The organism is Micromonospora sp. NPDC049051, assembly GCF_043197575.1.
Lineage (GTDB): Bacteria > Actinomycetota > Actinomycetes > Mycobacteriales > Micromonosporaceae > Micromonospora.
The window spans coordinates 62,807-82,966 of record NZ_JBICTL010000008.1 but is presented as its reverse complement, the minus strand read 5'-3'; the positions used below and the strand labels follow the sequence as shown (position 1 = coordinate 82,966).

Here is a 20,160-nt window from a genome sequence, read left to right as displayed (position 1 = left end):
AGGTTGTTCGACGACGACGGGCGCACCTATCAGGTGGTCATGAACGACGAGGAACAGTATTCGATCTGGCCCGACGACCGCCCGATCCCGGCTGGGTGGACCGCGTCCGGCCCCTCCGGCCCCCGGCAGGAGTGCCTCGACCACATCGCCACGGTCTGGACCGACATGCGGCCCCGCAGCCTGCGCCTGCTGATGGAGGCCGACTCGGCATGACCGTCCGCCCCCAGTCCACCATCGTCCGGATCGGTGCGGTGACCGACCCGCGAGTCCGGCTGCTGTGTTTCCCGCAGGCCGGCGGCGGTACGGCGACCTTCCGGCCGCTCAGCGCCGTCTTCCCGCCGAGCGTCGACCTCTGCGCCCTGCGACTGCCGGGCCGGGAATCCCGCCGACGGGAGACCCCGCTCACGGACATGCACGAGACCGTCGCGGAGGTGATCAAGACTCTGGGCGAGTGGGACGACGTGCCGCTGGCCTTGCTGGGTTACTGCTCGGGGTCGTTCGTCGCCTACCAGGTGGCGCGCGAGCTGACCCAGGCGGGCCGCCCGCCGGTCCGGCTCATCGTGCTGGCCTCGCCCGGGCCGAGGGTGGTCGCCCCGGAACGTCGCATACACACGCTGGCCGAGCCGGACCTCATCACCTACCTGCGGGACTCCCGCATCACCCCCGAGTCGGTGCTGTCGGACCGGAACCTCTTCGGCATGTTCGAACCGGCCATCCGCGCCGACTTCGCCGTCTACGAGAACTGGGACTACCAGCCCGGTGCGCCACTCGGGATGCCGGTCACGGTCGTCGGCGCCCGGGAGGACGCGTCGGTGGACTTCGCGGACCTCGCGATGTGGCAGGACCACACGAGCAAGGACTTCACCCTGCGGATCATGCCGGGCGGGCACGACTTCCTCGGGTCGGCCTCGGCGCGACTCGGCGAACTGTTGCTGGCCGAGCTCGACCTCTGACATCCACGAAGGACGAGAGGAACGCACATGGCCGAGATGGCCATCCAGGTACGTGACCTGGTCAAGAGCTACCCGCGGGGCGTCCGGGCCCTCGACGGGCTGAGCTTCGTGGTGCCTGAGGGCACCCTGTTCGGGTTGCTGGGGCCCAACGGGGCCGGCAAGTCCACCGCTGTGCGGATCCTCTCGACGCTGGCCCGCGCGGACTCGGGGCAGGCACTCGTCGCCGGGTACGACGTCGTTCGGCAGGCGACCGAGGTGCGTAGGCGGATCGGGCTCGTCGGACAGCGCCTCAGCGCCGTACCGACCGCCACCGTGCGCGAGAACGTGCTTCTCCAGGGGCGGATGTTCGGACTCAAGGGCCGGGCGCTGGCGACCCGCACCGACGAGGTGCTCTCGATGCTGGCGCTCTCGGACGTCGCCGGCCGGCAGGCGGGCTTCTGCTCCGGTGGCATGAAGCGTCGGGTCGACATCGCCATGGGGATCGTGCACCGCCCCCGGGTCCTCTATCTCGACGAGCCGACGACCGGCCTCGACCCCGACATCCGCGTGCAGCTCTGGGCCGACCTCACCGCGCTGGTCCGGCAGGAGGGGATCACCATCCTGCTGACCACCCACTACCTCGAAGAGGCCGACGCGTTGGCGAACGACGTGGCCATCATCGACCGCGGCAAGATCGTGACGACGGGCAGCCCGGAGACGCTGAAGCAGAAGCTGCGGGGGGACACCCTGCAGGTCGAGTTCGAGTCCGACCAGTCCGAGGAAGCGATCCGCGGCGCGCTGGCGGGGCTCGACGATCTCGACGAGATCCGCGTCGACGGGCGCCGGCTGCACGCACGGGCGCCAAGCGGCGGGGCGGCGGTGCCGGTCGTCCTCGCGCGGCTCGGCCAGGAAGCCATGGCGGTACGGTCGGTGAGCGTGTCCCAGCCGACCCTGGATGACGTGTACCTGGCGTACACGGGACGCAGATTCGCCACCCAGGTGGATCCCGGGGCGACCGCCGGAGGGCAGGCATCGTGAGTGAGCTCGTCGGGCAGTCCGCCTACATCGCGCGTCGGCACATCCTGCACACGTTTCGTCAACCGTGGCTCATCGCGATCAACCTCGTCCAGCCGTTCCTGTGGTTGCTGCTGTTCAGCGGGACCTTCCGCCGTATCGCCGACATCCCCGGATTCGGGTCGGACAACTACGCCCAGTTCTTCCTGCCGGGGCTCATCGTGATGACGGTCCTGCTCGCGAGTGGCTGGAACGGTCTGTCCCTGCTGGCGGACATGGAGCGGGGCACCCTTGACCGGCTGCTGGCGTCCCCGGTGCGCCCGATCGCCCTGATCATCGGTCCGCTGGTGCAGCAGGTGGTCAACGCGGTGATCCCGACGGCCATCCTGCTCGTGGTGGGCTACGGGCTCGGGGTGAGATTCCACGGGGGCGTGCTCGGAGTTGTCGTCATGATCCTCGCGCTCGCGGGGGTCGCCTGCGCGCTCGCCGCTCTGTCGAGCACCGTCGCGCTGATCGTGGGGCGGGAGGAGTCCCTGATCGCGATGGTCAACTTCATCGTGATGCCCCTGACCTTCCTCTCCAGCGCCTTCATGCCCAAGGACCTGGTGCCGGGCTGGGTCGCCGCGGCGATCGCCGCGAACCCGGTCAACTGGGCGGTGGAGCTGTGTCGCGACTCGTTCAACGACAGCCTGGAACTGGGGAAGGTGCTGACGGGCCTGGGCCTGCTGGCGGGGTTGGCGGCGGTGGCCATGGCGACGACCGGCGTGGCGTTGGCCCGGCATCGTCGGCGTTCCTGAACGGTGCCGGTACCCCGTCGCGGCGCGCGCCCCTGAGAAGGGGCCTCGCGTCAGCGACGGGGTGGCGAGGCGGGGGCGGTCGACCGCGAGGGCGGCGGCACGTCCGCGCCGATGCCATGCGACTTCACCGACCCGTGCGTCGGTCTGCCCGGCCGGGATGGTGGCGACGCGCACCGGCGAGTGGACCCGGTGCCGCCGGGGCCCGGAACTCCTCGCCCAGTTCGTGGGAGCGCTTTCGAGAAGGCGAGTACCGCGCCAGGACACCCCTAATCGACGCGTCATACCTATCGGGAACCCTTAATGGCCACCCCTTGTCTGTTTTGCCCGGAAGCTTGCTGCGGGTTCGGGCGGGAGTCCGAAACGGGATGATCAGAATCAGACGGTGGTGAAGCGTTTATTCCGCCAGCGCGAAAGTGGCCCGATTTGTCGCTGGTCAATCCCCACCTTGGGTGACCAGGTGATCGCGTGAAGTGCAGACCTTTTGCTGTTTCGTGATAATCCCCACTTGGTGCCCCTCTGGCAGAATGAGTCTCGCGTTGGGTGGTCGGCTTCAGCGTCGAAGTCCGCGCTTGCCTCGTGGTGACTGCTGGATAAGGAAGATGGGATGACGAAGAGTAAGTTCGGCGGAGCTGTTCGTGATCGGGCTGGCAGTGAAGCTTTTCCTCTGAAGCCAATTCCTCCCCACCTGGACGTAATCGTCGCGGCCTTACTCAGTGGGGCAACGGACGTCGCCGCGAGTCACCAGTTGAATTGTTCGCCCAGAACCTTCAGTCGACGTGTCGGCGAACTGTTGGAGTATCTCGGGGTCCAGACCAGGTTTCAGGCCGGCGTCAAGTTGGCTATGCCGGAAAGTAGCCCGCTGAATCGTTGGGGCGCAGCTGCGGATTCGGCGATCCCGCCGTCCCTGCCCTAGCCTCGTCCCCTTCGTCAGATTCTCAAGGGGTAGGCCGGAAGCGGAGAGTGCCTTCTGCTGAGGAGAACGGGATTGCCGAAGGTCTCCTGTCCTGTTCGCGGAAGGCACCTGCTGGTGAAGGCTCCCGCAACGCGTTCGAAGATCACGGTGACCGGTGACGGGCGGGGCGTCATCGGTCACGCTGATGCCCGACTGCCCGCCCGCCTGCCGCCTGCCCGCCGATCTCGCCGATGCGACCGGCTGATCAGCGCGTTCAGTGCCGTTCCGGCGGGTCTGCGGCAGCGCGGCGGTGGACACGACCGGGGCCGGACCGGACCCCCGATCACGTCGCCGCCCTCGACAAGGCATTGGCTCAGCTCGCTGACCAGCTGCGCCGGCACCTCGATTCTGCCGGCGCAGAATAACCGGAGATCCATTCACGCGTCTCCGGCCCACACTCGTGATTGAGTCAGCGCACGTCGACATGTGATCCGGTGCGCTGTCTCCATCCTGCGCGGCGGTGGGATTCGATGCGGTGCGAAGACGACGAGCGCCCGCACGATCGTGGTGGACAGCCCCGCAGATCGTCCAGCATCCCCCGGGTCCCGGGCGGGACGACCGCCCGTTCCACGGCAGGCGCGAGCAGGGTCGGCGGGGTGGGCCGGACGGCGCGGGATCTTCGCGTCGGCGCGGTTCACGGCTTCCTGCCCGTGTCACAGCTTCGGCCGAAAGGCACCCCGCTTGAAGGGGTGCCTACGCTGCCCCGGGCAGCGCAGCCTCTCCCGCGGAGGTCATCACGTTTGCCCTGAGCTTCCTCATCCTGATCGTGCAGGTCAGGGCGGTTGTGCGTGGCCGGGAATCGTCGCGGGTGAGGCTCCAGGAAAGACAGCGAATTGACCGACACCCGATGCCCCGACGGGGCCTCGCATCGTCGTCCACGACGTCGGCACGGGCTACGGGCCGGCGGACGGCCGCGGGTACTGGTGGAAACCACTGCCGCTCTTGCGGCCGTACCGGCCCGCGTCCACCAGCTCCCGCAGGGTGCGCCCGGGTTGAAAGCGCGGGTCGCCGGTGCACTCGAACAGCACCAGAAGGGTGTCCACGACGGTGTCCAGGCCGATCAGGTCGGCCGTGCGCAGCGGGCCCATCGGGTGCCCGAGGCAGTCCCGGAAGAGCCGGTCGACGGTCTCGGCGTCGGCCGTGCCCTGGCCGAGGACCTCGGCGGCCTCGTTGACGGTGAGCATCAGCACGCGGTTGAGCACGAAGCCCGGCCCGTCGGCGACCACGATGCCGGTCTTGCCGATCGTGGCGAGCAGGTCGAGGGTGCGCCGCAGGGCCTCCGCGCCGGTCCGCGCCGCCCGCACCACCTCGACGCCGTCCTTGAGCGGCGCGGGGTTCATGAAGTGCGTCCCGACGACCCGCTCCGGCCGGCGGGTGCGGGCGGCGAGCCGGTCGATCGGGATGGCCGAGGTGACCGAGGCGAGCACCGTCTCCGGTGGACAGGCCGCGTCCAGCTCGCCGAAGATCCGTTCCTTGAGCGGGATGCGTTCCGGCGCGCACTCGATGACGTACCCGGCCCGGTGCAGCGCGGCGACCCGGTCGGTCCAGCTGATCCGCTCGACGACCCGGGTCACCGGCTCGTCCGCGTGGCGCGCGCGCAGCAACCGGGCCTGTCGCAGCTCGGTGCGCAGCCGGGTCCGCGCCGCCGCCACCCCGGCCGCCGACCCGAGCGCCGGGTCGACCACGACCACGTCGTACCCGCCGGCGGCGAGGCACTGGGCGACGCCGAGCCCCATCGTGCCGGCGCCGACCACCCCGACGGTCCCGCCCGCGCCGTCGCCGTCGCCCCGTGCGGCGTACGCGTTCGGCCCGGCCGCGCCGGGTCCGGCGGTCCGCTGCCCGGTCACGCCGCCACCACCCGCACCGGGTGCGACCGCGCGGCCGGCGGTCGGGCCGGATCGACCGCCAGTGTCCACCGGTCGCCCGCGTCGTCCTCGACGGCGAAGCCGGCGAAGCGCAGGGTGACCAGCATCTGGCGGTTGGCCGCGGTGGGTACGAACTCCGCCACCGGTCGCCGGCCCGCGGCCAGGGCGGTGTGCACGAGGTGGTCCAGCAACGCCGCGCCGGCACCGCGGGACAGCACCCGGCACGACATCAGCAGCAGCCGCAGCACGGTCGCGGCCGGCCGCAGCTCGGTGACCGCCAGCCCGACGGTGCCGTAGGAGCCGAACCGGTCGTGCAACCGCGCCACCAGCACCTCGTGCCGGGGCGACGCGCACAGCGCGCGCAGCTCCGCCGGGCTGAACGTGACGCCGGTGGTGTTCAGCTGGTGGGTGCGTACGGTCAGCTCGTGGGCCCGGGCGAGGTCGGCCGGGCCGGCCCGGCGCACCCGCAGCACCAGGCCGAGCGAGGCGAGGAACTCCGCGGGCGGCCCGGCGTGCGCGGCCTCGGCGGCCCGGCGCCGGTCGTCGACCCGGTAGAGCTGGCGGCGCCGCCGCGACTCCTCGGTGGGGGGCCCGCCGGTGAACTCGGGTCGGGCCGGCAGGTCGGCGACGGCGTCGGCCGGGTGGCAGCGCACGGCCGGCAGGGCGGCGGCGACCTCGGCGCGCTCCACCGGGTCGTTGTCGACGAACGCGACCGCGTCCAGGCCGATGCCCAGGTCGGCGGCGATCCGGGCGACCGCGCCGGACTTGGCGCCCCAGCCGACCTCGACGCGGGTGAACAGGTCGAGCAGTCCGTGCGCGGCGAGGTGGGCGGTGGCGGGGGCGCGCTCGCCACGGCTGGCCACGGCGTGCAGGACGCCGCGCCGGTCCAGGGCGCGCAGCGTGCGTACCGCCGCGGGGAACGGCACCGGGGCGTCGCCCTCCAGCACGACGCCGTCCCACAGCGTGTCGTCGAGATCCCAGACCAGACACTTCACCAGCTTGGTCACCGTCGTCCCCCTGGTCCCGTCGCGCGGGTTCGCCGCAGCAGATGGTCGGCGACGTGCAGCTCGGCCACCTGGGCGGAGCCCTCGATGATCTCCATGACCTTGGCGTCCCGGTAGAACCGGCCGGCGCGGCTCTCCGGGGCGCAGCCGGCCGCGCCGAGCACCTGCACGGCCGTGCCGGCGACCGAGGCGGCGGCGCGGGCCGCCGCGTACTTCGCCGCGACCGTGCCGGCGATCGCGTCGGGGGCACCGGCAGCCCGCCACCGCGTGGCCCGGGCGGCGAGTTCCCGCGCGCCGGCGGTCTCCACGGCGGCCCGACCCAGCAGCGCGCGTACGCTCTGGTGCTCGGCGAGCAGGGTGTCGCCCTGCCGGCGGGTGAGCACGTGCTCGGCCATGTCGCGCAGGCACGCCTCGGCCATCCCGACGCAGCCCCAGCCGACCGTGAACCGCCCGTGGTCCAGCGCGGTGGCCGCGACGTGGGACAGGCCGAAGCCGGGCGGCGCGACGCGGTTCGTCGCGGGGACCCGTACGCCGTCGAGCCGGATGTGGGCCAGCTGGGCGGCGCGCAGACCGAGCTGACCCTCGACCGGCTGCCGGGTCACGCCGGGCCGGTCGGTCTCGACCAGCACGGCGGTGTGCCGGCCGTCCAGCACACCGAGCACCAGCACCACGTCGGCGACCTGCCCGAAGCTCACCCAGCGCTTGACCCCGGTCAGCTCCAGGGTGGGCTCCCGGCCGTCGGCGACGGCGCGGACGCGGGTGTCGACGGCGGCCAGGTCGCTGCCCGCGCCGGCCTCGGTGGCGGCGAAGCCGGCGAGCAGTTCACCCCGGGCGAACGCGGGCAGCCAGCGCGTCCGCTGCTCGGCGGTGCCCCAGCGCAGCACGGCCGCCGCGACCATGGCCTGCACGGTGACCAGCGCCCGCAGCGCGCCGCACACGCCGCCGAGGCGGGCGCACAGCTCGCCGACCTGCGCCGGGCTGGCGCCGAGACCCCCGTAGCCGACCGGCAGGTCCGCCGTGAGCAGCCCGGCCTGCGCGGCGGCGCCGCGTACCGCTGCCGGCAGCGCGCCGTCGCGGTCCCAGCGGGCTGCCTGGCCGTACGCCGTCGCGGCGAGGTCCGCGCCGAGGTCGTCGAGCGCCGGCGGGGCGGTCACGCCGTCGTCCCGGCCCGGCGGGCCAGCTTCGCCAGCACGAAGTCGGTCAGCCGGGAGATCGTCCGGAAGTGGCCGAGGTCGAGGTCGGCCACCTCGACCTCGAGGCCGAAGCGCTCCTCCACGAAGACCACCAGCTCGATCGCGAACAGCGAGTTGAGCAGGCCGAGCGCGAAGTAGTCCTCGTCGGGGCCGATCGGCCCGGACAGCGCCGGGGCGATGAAGTCGTGCAGCTCCCGCGCCACCGTGGCCCGGTCGGGTGCGTCCATCCCCACTCCCATCTCAGTCGACCGTCTCCGGGGACACCGGGCCGCCGTCGAACTCGACCAGCACCAGGCTCCAGGCGGCCACGGGGCTGGAGTTGACGAGAACGGCCCGCTGGCCGCCCCGCAGCCGCCCCGCCCCGATCTCGGTCGCCAGGTTCAGCAGCACGTCGTTCGGGCCGAGGTGGCCCAGGTCGCGCAGGTTGTCGTGGCAGGTCGAGGAGACGCTCACGCCGAGCGTCTCCTCGACGAAGCGGAACGCTCCGGTGGAGAGGTTGTGGCTCAGGTGCCGGGCGATGTCCGCCGGCGCCAACCCGTTGCGCTCCAGCAGGCGCTGGTACATCGTGCGCAGCCGGTTGCGGCTCTCCAGCGCCAGCTGGAAGGAGTACTCCCGGGGGTCGCGGCACCGCTCGGTCCAGCGGGCCGACGGGCGGTCCCGGTAGTCCACCCGGAACAGGTCCCAGTAGCGGCCGTCGGTCTCCTGCAGCACGTCGAGGACCCGCAGCGGCCCGTCGCGCGAGACGACCGCGGCCAGCCCGCCGTCGCCGCTGACGGTGACCGGGTGCCGGTAGCGCCGTGGCGTGGCCGGCGTGCTGCCGTGCACGACGAGGACGTCGGACAGCCCCGGGTCGGCGGCCAGCAGGCCGCGCGCCACCAGCAGCGCCGGCGTGACCGACACGCAGCCCAGCCCGCCGACGGAGAACGTCAGCGCCCGGTCGGTGCCGAGGTGCGCCTGCAACCGGGTCTCGGCGGAGCTGACCAGCGTTGCCGGCGCGCGGGACTCCACCACGACCAGCGCGCCGACCCGCTCCGGGGCCAGCCCGGCGGCCGCCAGGGCCCGGCTGGCGGCGCCCGCGGCCAGGTCGAACGCGTCCAGCCCCGGGTCGGCGCGGACGCGGTCGATGCCGAGGCCGGCGCAGAGTTCCCGCTCGCCTGGCCCGAGGTACGCCAGTTCCGGCAGCTCCGCCACCGCGACCGACCGGTGCGGCAGGAAGGACGCCATGGTCCGTACCGCCATGGTTGCGGGCATGTTCGCCGCCCTTCGGTAGCAGGGGCCGTCGTGGGTGTCGCGTCGCGGGCCGCCGGCGGGTGGCCCGCATCCGCCGACTCGGTGCCACTGTGCCGAGCACGGCGGGCGGCGGGACAGAGAAGGACCGGCAGAGGCGTTGCCGGTCCTTCTCTGGTACCGGCCAGCCGGCGTCCACGAGTCTCGATCCGATGCCGACCGCCGGTGAAGGGGGAGACGCCGATGCCGAGCCGGATGCCCACCCAGACGAACGCCCCGCCGCGCGGCAGCGGGAACCGGATCCGGCCGGTGCCGCGTGGCGGCCCGCTGCGGCTGTCGCCCGGGCAGGAGCGCCTGTGGTTCCTCGACGGGCTGCGCGGCGACGGTACGGAGTACCTGGTCTGGCTGCGGTGGCGCCTGCGCGGACCGTGGGATCCCGAGGTGTTCGCCCGCGCGGTGACCGAGGTCGTCCGTCGGCACGAGGTGCTGCGCACCCGGTACGGCGACGGCGACGGCGGGCCGGTGCAGCTGGTCGACCCGCCCGGCCCGGTGGACGTCACCCTCGTCGACCTCGCCGGCGCACCGGACGCCGGCACCCGGGCGGCGGCGCTGCTCGACGCGACCGGCAACCGGCCGTTCGACCTGCGCCGGGAGCACCCGCTGCGGGTGGTGGTGGCCCGGCTCGCGCCGACGGAGCACCTGGTCGGCCTCACCCTGCACCACATCGCGGCCGACGCGTGGTCGTGCGACGTGCTGCGGCGTGACCTCGACGACGCGTACCGCGCGGTGCTGACCGGCCGGCGCCTGCCGGCACCGCCGACCGTGCAGTACGCCGACGTCGCGTCGTGGCAGCGGGCCCGGCGCGAGGCCGCCGGGGCGGCCGGCGTCGACTACTGGCGCGACCAGCTCGCCGGACTCGAACCGGTCCTGCTGCCCACCGACCGTTCGCGTGACGCCCGCCGGGACCGCTGTGGCGACGTGCTCACGCTGGACGTGCCGGCGCACGTCGCGCGGCTGGTCGACGCCGTCGGCGAGCGGTATGGGACGGGCGCGTTCATGACGCTGCTGGCCGCCTTCCAGGTGCTGCTGGCGCAGCGCACCGGCCGCACGGACATCGCGGTCGGGATGCCCGCCGCGGGGCGGGACGCGCCGGAGACCGAGGACCTGGTCGGCTTCTTCGTCGACACCCTGGTGCTGCGGACCGACCTGGCGGGCGGGCCGTCGTTCGCGCGGGTGCTGGAGCGGGTGCGGGCGACCGTGCTGGCCGCGCTCACCCACAACGACGTCCCGTTCGAGGAGGTCGTGGCGGCGATCCGGCCCCGCCGGGATCCCGCCCGCAATCCGCTCTTCGAGATAATGTTCCAGGTCCTGCACACGGGGGAGACGCCCGGCACGCTTGGCGGCGCCACGGTCGAGCCGCTGCCCCTGACCGCCACCGACGCCAAGTTCGACCTGGTGTTCACCGTCTGCCGGGGCGCGGCCGGCGACCTGAGCTGCGTCCTCGAGTACGCCCGCGGACTGTTCGACCGCGCGACGATGCGACGGCTCGCCGAGGACTACGTCACGCTGCTGGAACGGCTGGCCGGCGAGCCGGAGGCCCGCGCCCTCCAGCCGGCCCCGGCGCCCGGGGCCCCGCCCGTGTCCGGGGCCCCGCCCGCGTCCGACACCTCGCCCGCGCCGGGCGCCCCGCCCGCGCCCGGCGCCCCGCCCGTGCCGGCCGCCGCCGACGGCGGCGTCGGGCGGGCGTCCGCCGTCGGGGCGCCGACCGACCCCGTCGAGCGGGCCGTCGCCGGGATCTGGGCGCGGCTGCTCGGCAACGACGACATCGCGGCCGACGACGACTTCTTCGACCTCGGCGGCCACTCGCTGCTGGTGGCCCGGGTGCGTACCGCGCTGCGGCAGGCGTTCGCCGTCGAGCTTCCCCTGCACGTCCTGTTCGAGGCCACCTCGGTGGCCGCCCTCGCGGCCGCGGTCACCGCCGCGGTCCGCGCCGACGTCAGCCGACTCTCCGAGAGCCAGGCACGGGACCTGCTGTCCCGCGCCGCCCGGGAAGGAACCCGATGACCGAGACCGGGAAGCCGCCCACCCCGCACGAGCAACTGCTCACCCGCCGGCTGCGCGGCCTCGACCCGCTGCCCGAGCCGGGCATCCCCCGGGCCTGCGGGGCGCAGCCGCCACCGCTGTCGTACGCGCAGCGCCGGCTGTGGATCCTGGACCGGCTGCGCCCCGGCGGCGTCGAGTACCTGGTGCAGATCGCGCTGCACCTGACCGACCGCCCGGGCGGCCGGCTGGACGTCGCCGCGCTCCGCGTCGCCCTCGACGGGCTGGTGGCCCGGCACGAGGTGCTGCGCACCCGCTATCCGGTCGGCGCCGACGGCGAGCCGGTACAGCTGGTCGACCCGCCCGCCCCGGTGCCGCTGCCGGTCCGCGACCTCACCCACCTGGACAGCGAGACGCAGTGCGCCCTGCTGAACCGGCTCGTCTCGGTCGACCGCGAACCGATCGACCTGGCCGCCGGGCCGATCCTGCGCGCGCTGCTGGTACGCCGGGAACCCGACCAGCACCTGCTGCTGCTCACCACCCACCACATCGCCGTGGACCACTGGTCGGAGGGCCTGCTGCTGGAGGAGCTGCGCCACCGCTACGCCGCCGCGATCGATGGCCGCCCCGCCGACCTGTCCCCGCCGCCGGTGCGGTACGCCGACGTGGCGGTCTGGCAGCGGCTGCGCGGGGACGCGCTGCGGGAGGCCCAGTTGCCGTACTGGCGCCGCCAGCTCGCCGGCGTCACGCCCGTGGAGCTGCCGACCGACCGCCCCCGCCCGGCGGTACGGGACACCGCCGGCGACGTCGTGCCGTTCACCGTGCCCGCCGGGGTGGCCGGGGCGCTGGGCCGGCTGGCCCGCCGGCACCGGGCCACGCCGTTCATGCTCCTGCTGGCGGCGTACGCGGTCGTCCTCGGCCGGTGGGGCGGCACCAGCGACGTCACGGTCGGCACGCCCGTCGCCGGACGCGGGCACGACGACGTGCAGGACGTCGTCGGGCTCCTGGTGGACACCGTCGTGGTCCGCACCGACCTGACCGAAGACCCCACGTTCGGCGAGCTGGTCGAGCGGGTCCGCCGCACCTCGCTGGACGCCTTCGCCCACCAGGAACTGCCGTTCGAGCAGCTGGTCGAGGAGCTCGCGCCGGACCGAGACCCGGCGCGCACGGCACTGTTCTCGACGATGTTCGTCTGGCAGGAGGCCGGGCAGGACGCCTTCCAGGTGCCCGGGTTGGACGTCCTGCCGGTGCCGATCCCGTTCGCCGACGCCAGGTTCGACCTGACCCTGTCGGTCTCCCCGGAGCCGGACGGCTCGCTCTCCGGCGCCCTGGTCTACGCCACCGGCCTGTTCGACCGCGCCACGATCGAGCGCTTCGCCGCGCAGGTCGGGCAGCTGCTGGCCGGCGTGGCGGCGGCCCCGGACACCCCGCTGTCCGAGATCGACCTGATCCCGCCGGCCGAGCGCGAGCGGCTGCTCGTCGGCTGGAACGACACCGCCACCGAGGTGCCGGCCGGCACGGTGCCCGCGCTGTTCCGGGCCCAGGTGGCCGCGACGCCGGACGCGGTGGCCGTGCGGGCGGCGGGGTGCATCCTGTCGTACGCCGAACTCGACGCCCGCGTCACCGCGCTGGCGGCGCGGCTGCGCGCGGCGGGTGTCGGCCCCGAGTCGGTGGTCGGGGTGTGCCTGGAGCGCGGCCCGGAGCTGGTGGCCGCGCTGCTGGCCGTGCTCACCGCCGGCGGCGCGTACCTGCCGCTGGACACCGAGAGCCCGCCGCGGCGACTGGAACAGCTGCTCACCGACGCCTCGGTACGGGTGGTGGTGACCGACCGGGCGGCAGTCGGCACCGCCGCGCGCACGCTGCTCCGGCCCGACGTGGGCACCGCCGCGCCGGCCGGGCCGCTCGGCGACCCCGACCCGGACCAACCGGCGTACGTGCTGCACACCTCCGGCTCGACCGGCTGGCCCAAGGGCGTCGTCGTCACCCACCGCGCGCTGGTGAACCGGCTCGCCTGGATGGGGCGGGCGTACCCGCTCGACGGCACCGACCGGGTGCTGCACAAGACGCCGTACGGCTTCGACGTCTCGGTCTGGGAGCTGTTCTGGCCGCTGGTCAGCGGCGCGACGCTGGTCGTGGCCCGTCCCGGCGGGCACCGGGACCCGGCGTACCTGGCCGCGACGATCGCCGAACACGGCGTCACCACGCTGCACTTCGTCCCGTCGATGCTGCGCGCCTTCCTCGACACGCCGACCGGCGAGCTGCCGTCGCTGCGCCGGATCTTCGCCAGCGGCGAGCCGCTGACGGCCGAGCTGGCGGCGGGCGTGCACCAGCGGTTCGGTTGCGAGCTGCACAACCTCTACGGCCCCACCGAGGCGACGATCGACGTGACGGCGGCGCAATGCCTGCCGGGGGAGCCGGTCACGATCGGCCGGCCGGTCGCCAACACCCGCGCCTACGTCGTCGACGCGGACCTGCGGCTGCTGCCGGCGGGCGTGCCCGGCGAGCTGGTGGTGGCCGGCGTGCAGCTCGCCCGCGGCTACCTCGGCCGCCCCGGGCACACGGCCGACCGGTTCGTGCCGGACCCGTTCGGCGCCGCGCCCGGCGGACGGCTCTACCGCACCGGCGACCTGGTCCGGCACCGCACCGACGGGACGATCGAGTACCTGGGCCGGCTGGACCGGCAGGTGAAGCTGCGCGGCCAGCGCGTCGAGCCGGGCGAGGTGGAGGCGGTGCTCGGCACACATCCGGACGTCGTCGCCGCCGTGGTCGCCGTGCGCGACGACCGGCTCGTCGCGTACCTCGTCGGCGCGCGCGACGCGGCCGGTCCGGCGCTGGATCGGGACGCGGTCGCGGCGTACGCCCGGGCCCGGCTGCCCCGGCACCTGGTGCCGGCGCGGTGGGTGGTGCTCGACGCGCTGCCGCTGACCACCGCCGGCAAGGTCGACCACCGGGCGCTGCCCGCGCCGCCCGCCGACGACGCGCCGGCCGGGGCCGCGCCCCGGACCGCGCTGGAGCGGACGATCGCGCGGGCCGTGGCCGACGGGCTGGGTGTCGACTCGGTGGGCCGCGACGACGGGTTCTTCGCGCACGGCGGCGACTCGATCCGGGCGATCCGCGCCGTCGGGGCACTGCGGGCGGCCGGCCTGCCGCTGTCGGTGCACGACCTGTTCCGGCACGCCACCGTCGCCGAGCTGGCCGACCTCGTCGGCACGCGGACGCCGGACGGCCCGGCCGACGCGCCCCCGTGCGCAGTCGAGCCGCCGGTCGTGGCGCCGTTCGCGCTGCTCTCCGACGCCGACCGGGCGCTGCTGCCGCCGGGCCTGGTCGATGCGTACCCGATGGGCGAGACGCAGGCGGGAATGGTGTACGAGATGCTGGCCGCGCAGCGGCCGGTCTACGTGAACGTGAGCTGCTACCGGATCGAGGACGAGACGCCGTTCGACCTGGCCGACCTGCGCGCGGCGGCGGCGCTGCTGGTACGCCGGCACGAGATCCTGCGTACCTCCTTCGCGCTCGCCGGCTACACGCGGCCGCTGCAACTGGTGCACGCCACCGCCGAGCTGCCGGTGGACCTGGACGACCTGCGGGACCTGCCGCCGGCCGCGCAGCGCCAGGTCCTCGACGAGTTCCTGCGCGCCCAGCGCGCCGCGCCGTTCGACCTGGCGGTGCCGCCGCTGCTGCGCTACGCGGTGCACCGCACCGGGGAGCGCGAGTGGTGGCTCACCCACGTCGAGTGCCACGCGATCCTCGACGGCTGGAGTCACACCTCGGTGATCGCCGAGCTGCTCGCGCACTACCGGACACTGCGCCGGGGCGGCGTACCCCGGCCGGCCCCGCTGCCCGCCGTCCGGTTCGCCGACTTCGTCGCCGCCGAACAGGAGTCGCTGCGCTCGACGGTGGACCGGGACTTCTGGACCGCCACCATCACGGCCGACGACAAGCTGGAGATCCCCACCGAGTGGGGCGCCGGGATGGACGGGCCGGGCGACGACGCGCCGGACTCGGTCGTCGTCGCGTACGCCGACCTGGAGCCGGCGCTGCGTCGGCTCGCGGCCGACGCGGACGTGTCGCTGAAGAGCGTGCTGCACGCCGCCCACCTCGCGGCCTGGGGCCTGCTGACCGGGCGGCAGCGCTTCTTCACCGGCCTGGTCGGCAACGGCCGGCCGGAGCGGCTGCGCGGCGACGAGGTGATCGGCATGTACCTGAACACGGTGCCGTTCCCCGTCGACCTGACCGCCGGGAGCTGGCCGGGGCTGGTGCGGGCGGTCTTCGACCGGGAGACGCGGCTCTGGCCGCACCGCCGCTACCCGATGGCCGCGATGCGGCGCGACGGCCGGCACGCCTCGGCGCTGGTCGACGTCAGCTTCACCTACCTGGACTTCCACGTGCTCGACTGGGACTCCGGCATCGACCTGGAGTCCGACTTCAGCCCGAGCGAGCAGCCGTTCTCGGCGGTGTCGTTCCCGGGTTACCTGCGCCTGCTGGGCCGGCCGAGCCGGATCGACCGGCCCTACCTGGAACTGGTCGGCCGAACCTACCGGCGGGTGCTGGCCGCGATGGCGGCCGGCGTCGCTCCCGGTCCCGACGCCGTTGCCGGTCCCGGCGCCGCCCAGTGCGCCCTCCCGGACGGGGTGCCGGCCGCGGCGGGGTCGCCCCGGACGGTGACGCTGGCGCCGGTCGACCGCGACCGGGTGCTCGTCGAGCCGAACCGCACCGAGCGGGCCTTCGACAGCGACGAGCCGGTGCACCGGCTCGTCGAGCGGCGGGCCCGCGCCGCGCCGACCGCCGTCGCGCTGCGGCAGGGCATCGTCAAGGTCTACTACGCCGAGCTGGAGCTGCGCGCGAACCGGCTGGCGCACCGGCTGCGCACCCTCGGCGTCGGCCCGGGCTCGGTCGTCGGCGTCTGCCTGCCCCGGACGCCCGACCTGGCCGTCTGCGTACTGGCCGTGCTGAAGGCGGGCGGTGCGTTCCTGCCGCTGGACCCGGCGTACCCGGCCGAGCGGCTGCGGTTCATGCTCGCCGACACGGCGGCCACGGTGGTGCTCACCGCCGGGCGGCCACCGACCGGCCTCACCGGGCCCGGCCCGAGGAACGTGCCGACGGTCGACGTGACCGACGAGTCCGCCCAGCTCGACATGCCGGTCACCGCGCCGGAGGTGACGGTGGCGCCGGACGACCTCGCGTACGTCATCTACACCTCCGGCTCCACCGGGCGGCCCAAGGGGGTGGCCGTGCCGCACCGGGCGCTGCGCAACCTCCGCCACGCGCAGCAGGAGGTCTTCGACCTCCGGCCGGGCGACCGGATGTTGCAGTTCTTCCCGGTCGGCTTCGACGCCTCGGTGTCCGAACTGGTCGCCGCTCTCACCGCCGGCGCCGAACTGGTGCTGCCCGCGCCCGACCGCGACCCGGACGACCTGCGCGGCGAGGCGGCTACGCTGACCCACCTGTTCCTGCCGCCGTCGATGCTCAGCCGGCTGGACCCGGCGGACTTCCCGCGCCTGCGGGTCACCCTGGTCGGCGGCGAGGCGTGCCCCGCCGGGGAGGCCGACCGGTGGGCGCGGCACGCCGCCTTCGTCAACCTGTACGGCCCCACCGAGGCGTGCGTCGCCGCCACGTACGCGCCGGTCGCCGCCGGCTCGCCGGAGCGGATGCCGTCGATCGGCACCCCGCTGGCGAACGTGCGGTGCCACGTCCTGGACGCCGAGGGGCGACCGCTGCCCGCCGGGGTACGCGGCGAACTGCACGTCGCCGGGGCGGGCCTGGCCCGTGGCTACCTCGGCCGCGCGGGGCTGACCGCCGAGCGGTTCGTCCCCGACCCGTTCGGACCGGCCGGCACCCGGATGTACCGCACCGGTGACGTGGTCTCCCGCGCGGCAGACGGCACGCTGCGCTTCCACGGCCGCGGCGACCAGCAGGTCAGCGTCCGCGGCTTCCGCATCGAGCTGGGCGAGGTCGAGCACGCGCTGCAGACGCACCCGGCGGTGGCCGCCGCGGCCGTCGCGGTCGCCGCGGCGGGCACGGAGGAGGCGACGCTGGTGGCGTTCGTCCGGCCCACCGCCGGCAGCTGCGGCGCCACCCCGTCCGCTGCCGAACTGCGCGAGCACGTACGCCGCCGGCTGCCGGCGCACCTGGTGCCGACCCGCTGCCACGTGGTGGAGGAGTTCCCGGTGACCGCCTCCGGCAAGGTCGACCGCGCCGCGCTGGTCGCGACCGAGCCGCGACCCGCCGAGCGGAGCACGCGGGTGGCGCCCCGTACGCCGCTGGAGCGGGCCATCGCCGACGCGTGGGCGCAGGTGCTGCGGCTGGACGAGGTCGGCATCGACGAGGACTTCTTCGACCTCGGCGGCCACTCGATGGCGATGATGCGGATCATCTCGCTGGTGCGGGAGTCGCACGGCGTGGAGCTGACGTTCCGGGCCTTCCTGGAGCACCAGACCGTCGCGCGGCTGGCCGCCGCGATCACCGACGGGGCGGTCGGCGGCCCGGAGGCGCCGGCCGAGCCCGGCAACCGCAACCGGGCGATGCTCTGGCTGCGCCGGGGCAGCGCCCCGCCGCTGTTCTGCATCCATCCCGGCGGCGGCAGCGCCCACTGGTTCCAGCGCTTCCTGCCGTACCTGGACCCGCAGTTGCCCCTGGCCGCGTTCGAGTGGCCGAAGCCGCACGGCGACCACGCGACGATCCCCACCGCCGCCGAGATGGCCCGCCGGCACCTCGACGAGCTGCGGGCCGCCCAGCCGCACGGGCCGTACCGGCTGTTCAGCTGGTGTGGCGGCAGCACCATCGCGGCGGAGCTCGCCACCCTGCTGCTCGACGCCGGTGAGGACGTCACCTTCATGCTGCTCGACCCGGTGCTCGACGCGCAGACCCGGCCGAAGTTCTACGAGCAGATGGGCTTCGTGCGCCGGCTGGAGAAGCTGGTCCTGGAGATCGACCGGGGCGGGCCGGAGGCGGACACCCCCGAGCGCCGGGCCGAGATCATGGACCTCTACGAGCGGGTGGCGAACGACATCGACGAGAAGGAGGGCATGGCGCTGCCCGAGCGCGGCGTCGGCACCGCCTGGCCGCGGATGGTACGGGTCTGGCGCGAGTCGTTGCAGGCGCTCATCGAGTACCCGAACCCCCGCTACGCCGGCAAACTGCACCTCATCGCCAGCGACGCGCTCGCCAACGGCCAGCACGTGGTCTCCTCGGGCCAGACGTTCGCCGACTACCTCGCCCGCTGGGAGGAGTTGGTCGGCGGCGGCATCGAGCTGCACCGGGTGCCGGGGGACCACATCGGGATCATGAAGCCGCCGCTGCTGGTGCATCTGACCGACGTGATCAGCGCCGTGCTGGACGGCGACCGGTGACCGCCCCGGCCGGCGGCCGGTCGCCAGCCCCGGCGACAGCCGACGCGGCGGCCCCGGCGACAGCCGACGCGGCGGCGCGACAGCGGGCGTGGAACCGTACGGGCCGCGCGTACGCGGCGGACGGCCCGGTGCACCGGCTGTTCGAGGCGCAGGCCCGGCGCCGCCCCGACGCCGTGGCGGTGCGCTGGGCCGGCGGCGCGCTGACCTTCGCCGAGCTGGACCGGCGCACCAACCGGCTGGCGTGGGCGCTGCGCGACCACGGGGTCGGCCCCGAGACGCCGGTGGGCATCCGGGTGCCGCGCGGCCCGCTGCTGGCCGTCGCCGTGTACGGGGTGTTGAAGGCGGGTGGCTGCTACGTGCCGGTCGAGCCGACGCTGCCCGCCGAGCGCGCGCACACCCTCCTGACCGAGGCCGGTGTGCGGCTGCTCGTCGTCGCCGGGGGCGAGGACGGCTGGCGGGTGCCGCCGGGGGTGCGCCCGGTGGCCGCCGACGCCCCGGTCGCGGACCCCCGCGAAAAGCACCCTCCGGATCCCGGCACCGGCGCGGACTCCACCGCCTACGTGGTCTTCACCTCCGGCAGCACCGGCCGTCCCAACGGCGTCGCCGTGGCGCATCGCCCGCTGCACAACCTCTTCGCCTGGTGCCGCCGTACGCACGGCTTCGGCCCGCACGACCTGGGCCTGTCGGTCACCTCGCTCGGCTTCGACCTGTCCGTCTTCGACCTGCTCGGGCTGCCCGCGTACGGGGCGGGCGTCTACCTCGCCGACGACGCGCAGCGGCGCGACCCGGAGCTGCTGCGCGACGTGCTGCTGCGGGAGCCGGTGACGTTCTGGAACTCGGCGCCGACGACGCTGGCCCACCTCGCGCCGCTGCTCGGCGCCCACCGGGGCGCCGACGGCACCGGCGACCTGCGGCTGGTCTACCTCAGCGGCGACTACACGCCGTTGACGCTGCCGGACGAGGTACGCGCCGTCTTCCCCGGGGCGACGGTCGTCAGCCTCGGCGGCGCGACGGAGGCGACGGTGTGGTCGAACTGGTTCGAGGTCGGCGAGGTCGACCCGACCTGGCGCAGCATCCCGTACGGGCGGCCGATCGACAACGCGCAGTACTGGGTGGTCGACGAGGAACTGCGCCCCTGCCCACCGGGGGTGCCGGGCGACCTGCTCATCGGCGGCGACGTCCTTGCCCTCGGCTACCACGGCCAGCCGGAGCTGACCCGGCAGCGGTTCGTCCCGGACACGCTCGGGCCCGACCCGGGCGGCCGGCTCTACCGCACCGGCGACCGGGCGAGCTTCGGCCCCGACGGGACACTGACCTTCCTCGGCCGGGCCGACGGGCAGGTCAAGATCCGGGGCGCCCGGGTGGAGCTGGCCGAGGTCGAGCACCGCCTGCGCGGGCACCCGGGCGTACGGGAGGTGGTGGCGCTGGCCCGACCGGACCGCGACGGCGACCGCGCGCTGGTGGTCTACGTCGTGCCGGCCGCCGGTTGCCGGCCGACCGTACGGGAGTTGCGCCGGCACGCCGCCGCCGCGCTACCGGACTACATGGTGCCGGCCGCGGTGGTGTTCGTGGACGGCTTTCCCGCCACCGCCAACGGCAAGCTCGACCGCGCGGCGCTGCCGTGGCCGACACGTACCGGCAGCACGCACGTGCTCGGGGTACCGGGGTGAGTTGCCGGCCGACCGCACGCAGGACGGCGTCACGAATCTCCCGACACGGGTCACAAGGCCATGGTCAGGGCCAGGGAACGGGGACCAGAAAGGAGTTCAACGAGCGCCGAGTGACCT

12 protein-coding genes are annotated in these 20,160 nt (G+C 74.5%); 7 read left to right on the top strand and 5 right to left on the bottom strand.

Annotation, left to right across the window (positions count from 1 at the left end; translation table 11 throughout):
• The first annotated feature begins 3 nt into the window (after positions 1-3).
• From ACGFIR_RS27765 to ACGFIR_RS27750, 4 genes are read left to right on the top strand one after another with little or no spacing between them, the layout of a single operon-like run.
• Positions 4-213: an MbtH family protein gene (locus tag ACGFIR_RS27765; RefSeq protein ID WP_101415078.1), complete on the top strand. Its 210-nt coding sequence runs from the start codon at positions 4-6 to the stop codon at positions 211-213.
• The gene (locus ACGFIR_RS27760; RefSeq protein ID WP_393008335.1) at positions 210-953 is read left to right on the top strand and encodes a thioesterase II family protein; all 744 of its coding nucleotides are present in this window, start codon (positions 210-212) and stop codon (positions 951-953) included. Before ACGFIR_RS27765 ends, ACGFIR_RS27760 begins: the two co-directional genes overlap by 4 nt.
• 27 nt (positions 954-980) lie before the next feature.
• Positions 981-1,970 (top strand): ATP-binding cassette domain-containing protein, encoded by a 990-nt coding sequence (locus ACGFIR_RS27755; protein WP_393148097.1) that lies wholly within the window; start codon positions 981-983, stop codon positions 1,968-1,970.
• Complete coding sequence (locus ACGFIR_RS27750) at positions 1,967-2,743, top strand: ABC transporter permease (protein WP_158242009.1); 777 nt, start codon at positions 1,967-1,969, stop codon at positions 2,741-2,743. Before ACGFIR_RS27755 ends, ACGFIR_RS27750 begins: the two co-directional genes overlap by 4 nt.
• Positions 2,744-4,588: 1,845 nt before the next feature.
• Here the strand turns inward: ACGFIR_RS27750 and ACGFIR_RS27745 are convergent.
• From ACGFIR_RS27745 to ACGFIR_RS27725, 5 genes are read right to left on the bottom strand one after another with little or no spacing between them, the layout of a single operon-like run.
• The gene (locus ACGFIR_RS27745; RefSeq protein WP_393148095.1) at positions 4,589-5,542 is read right to left on the bottom strand and encodes a 3-hydroxyacyl-CoA dehydrogenase family protein; all 954 of its coding nucleotides are present in this window, start codon (positions 5,540-5,542) and stop codon (positions 4,589-4,591) included.
• A complete protein-coding gene (locus ACGFIR_RS27740) occupies positions 5,539-6,567 on the bottom strand; it encodes an HAD-IIIC family phosphatase (RefSeq protein ID WP_393148093.1) in 1,029 nt (342 codons plus the stop codon). The genes ACGFIR_RS27745 and ACGFIR_RS27740 overlap by 4 nt, the downstream gene beginning before the upstream one ends.
• A complete protein-coding gene (locus ACGFIR_RS27735; RefSeq protein ID WP_393148091.1) occupies positions 6,564-7,718 on the bottom strand; it encodes an acyl-CoA dehydrogenase family protein in 1,155 nt (384 codons plus the stop codon). The genes ACGFIR_RS27740 and ACGFIR_RS27735 overlap by 4 nt, the downstream gene beginning before the upstream one ends.
• Positions 7,715-7,984: an acyl carrier protein gene (locus ACGFIR_RS27730; protein WP_393008325.1), complete on the bottom strand. Its 270-nt coding sequence runs from the start codon at positions 7,982-7,984 to the stop codon at positions 7,715-7,717. The genes ACGFIR_RS27735 and ACGFIR_RS27730 overlap by 4 nt, the downstream gene beginning before the upstream one ends.
• Positions 7,985-7,997: 13 nt before the next feature.
• Positions 7,998-9,008 (bottom strand): 3-oxoacyl-[acyl-carrier-protein] synthase III C-terminal domain-containing protein, encoded by a 1,011-nt coding sequence (locus tag ACGFIR_RS27725; RefSeq protein WP_393148089.1) that lies wholly within the window; start codon positions 9,006-9,008, stop codon positions 7,998-8,000.
• Between the two features lie 219 nt (positions 9,009-9,227).
• Here ACGFIR_RS27725 and ACGFIR_RS27720 point away from each other — a divergent pair, with 219 nt between their 5' ends.
• The 3 genes from ACGFIR_RS27720 to ACGFIR_RS27710 are packed head-to-tail and all read left to right on the top strand — an operon-like array spanning position 9,228 to position 20,043.
• Complete coding sequence (locus ACGFIR_RS27720; protein ID WP_393148087.1) at positions 9,228-11,048, top strand: condensation domain-containing protein; 1,821 nt, start codon at positions 9,228-9,230, stop codon at positions 11,046-11,048.
• The gene (locus tag ACGFIR_RS27715) at positions 11,045-18,373 is read left to right on the top strand and encodes an amino acid adenylation domain-containing protein (protein ID WP_393148085.1); all 7,329 of its coding nucleotides are present in this window, start codon (positions 11,045-11,047) and stop codon (positions 18,371-18,373) included. Before ACGFIR_RS27720 ends, ACGFIR_RS27715 begins: the two co-directional genes overlap by 4 nt.
• Complete coding sequence (locus tag ACGFIR_RS27710) at positions 18,370-20,043, top strand: amino acid adenylation domain-containing protein (RefSeq protein ID WP_393008317.1); 1,674 nt, start codon at positions 18,370-18,372, stop codon at positions 20,041-20,043. Before ACGFIR_RS27715 ends, ACGFIR_RS27710 begins: the two co-directional genes overlap by 4 nt.
• The last annotated feature ends 117 nt before the right edge of the window (positions 20,044-20,160 follow it).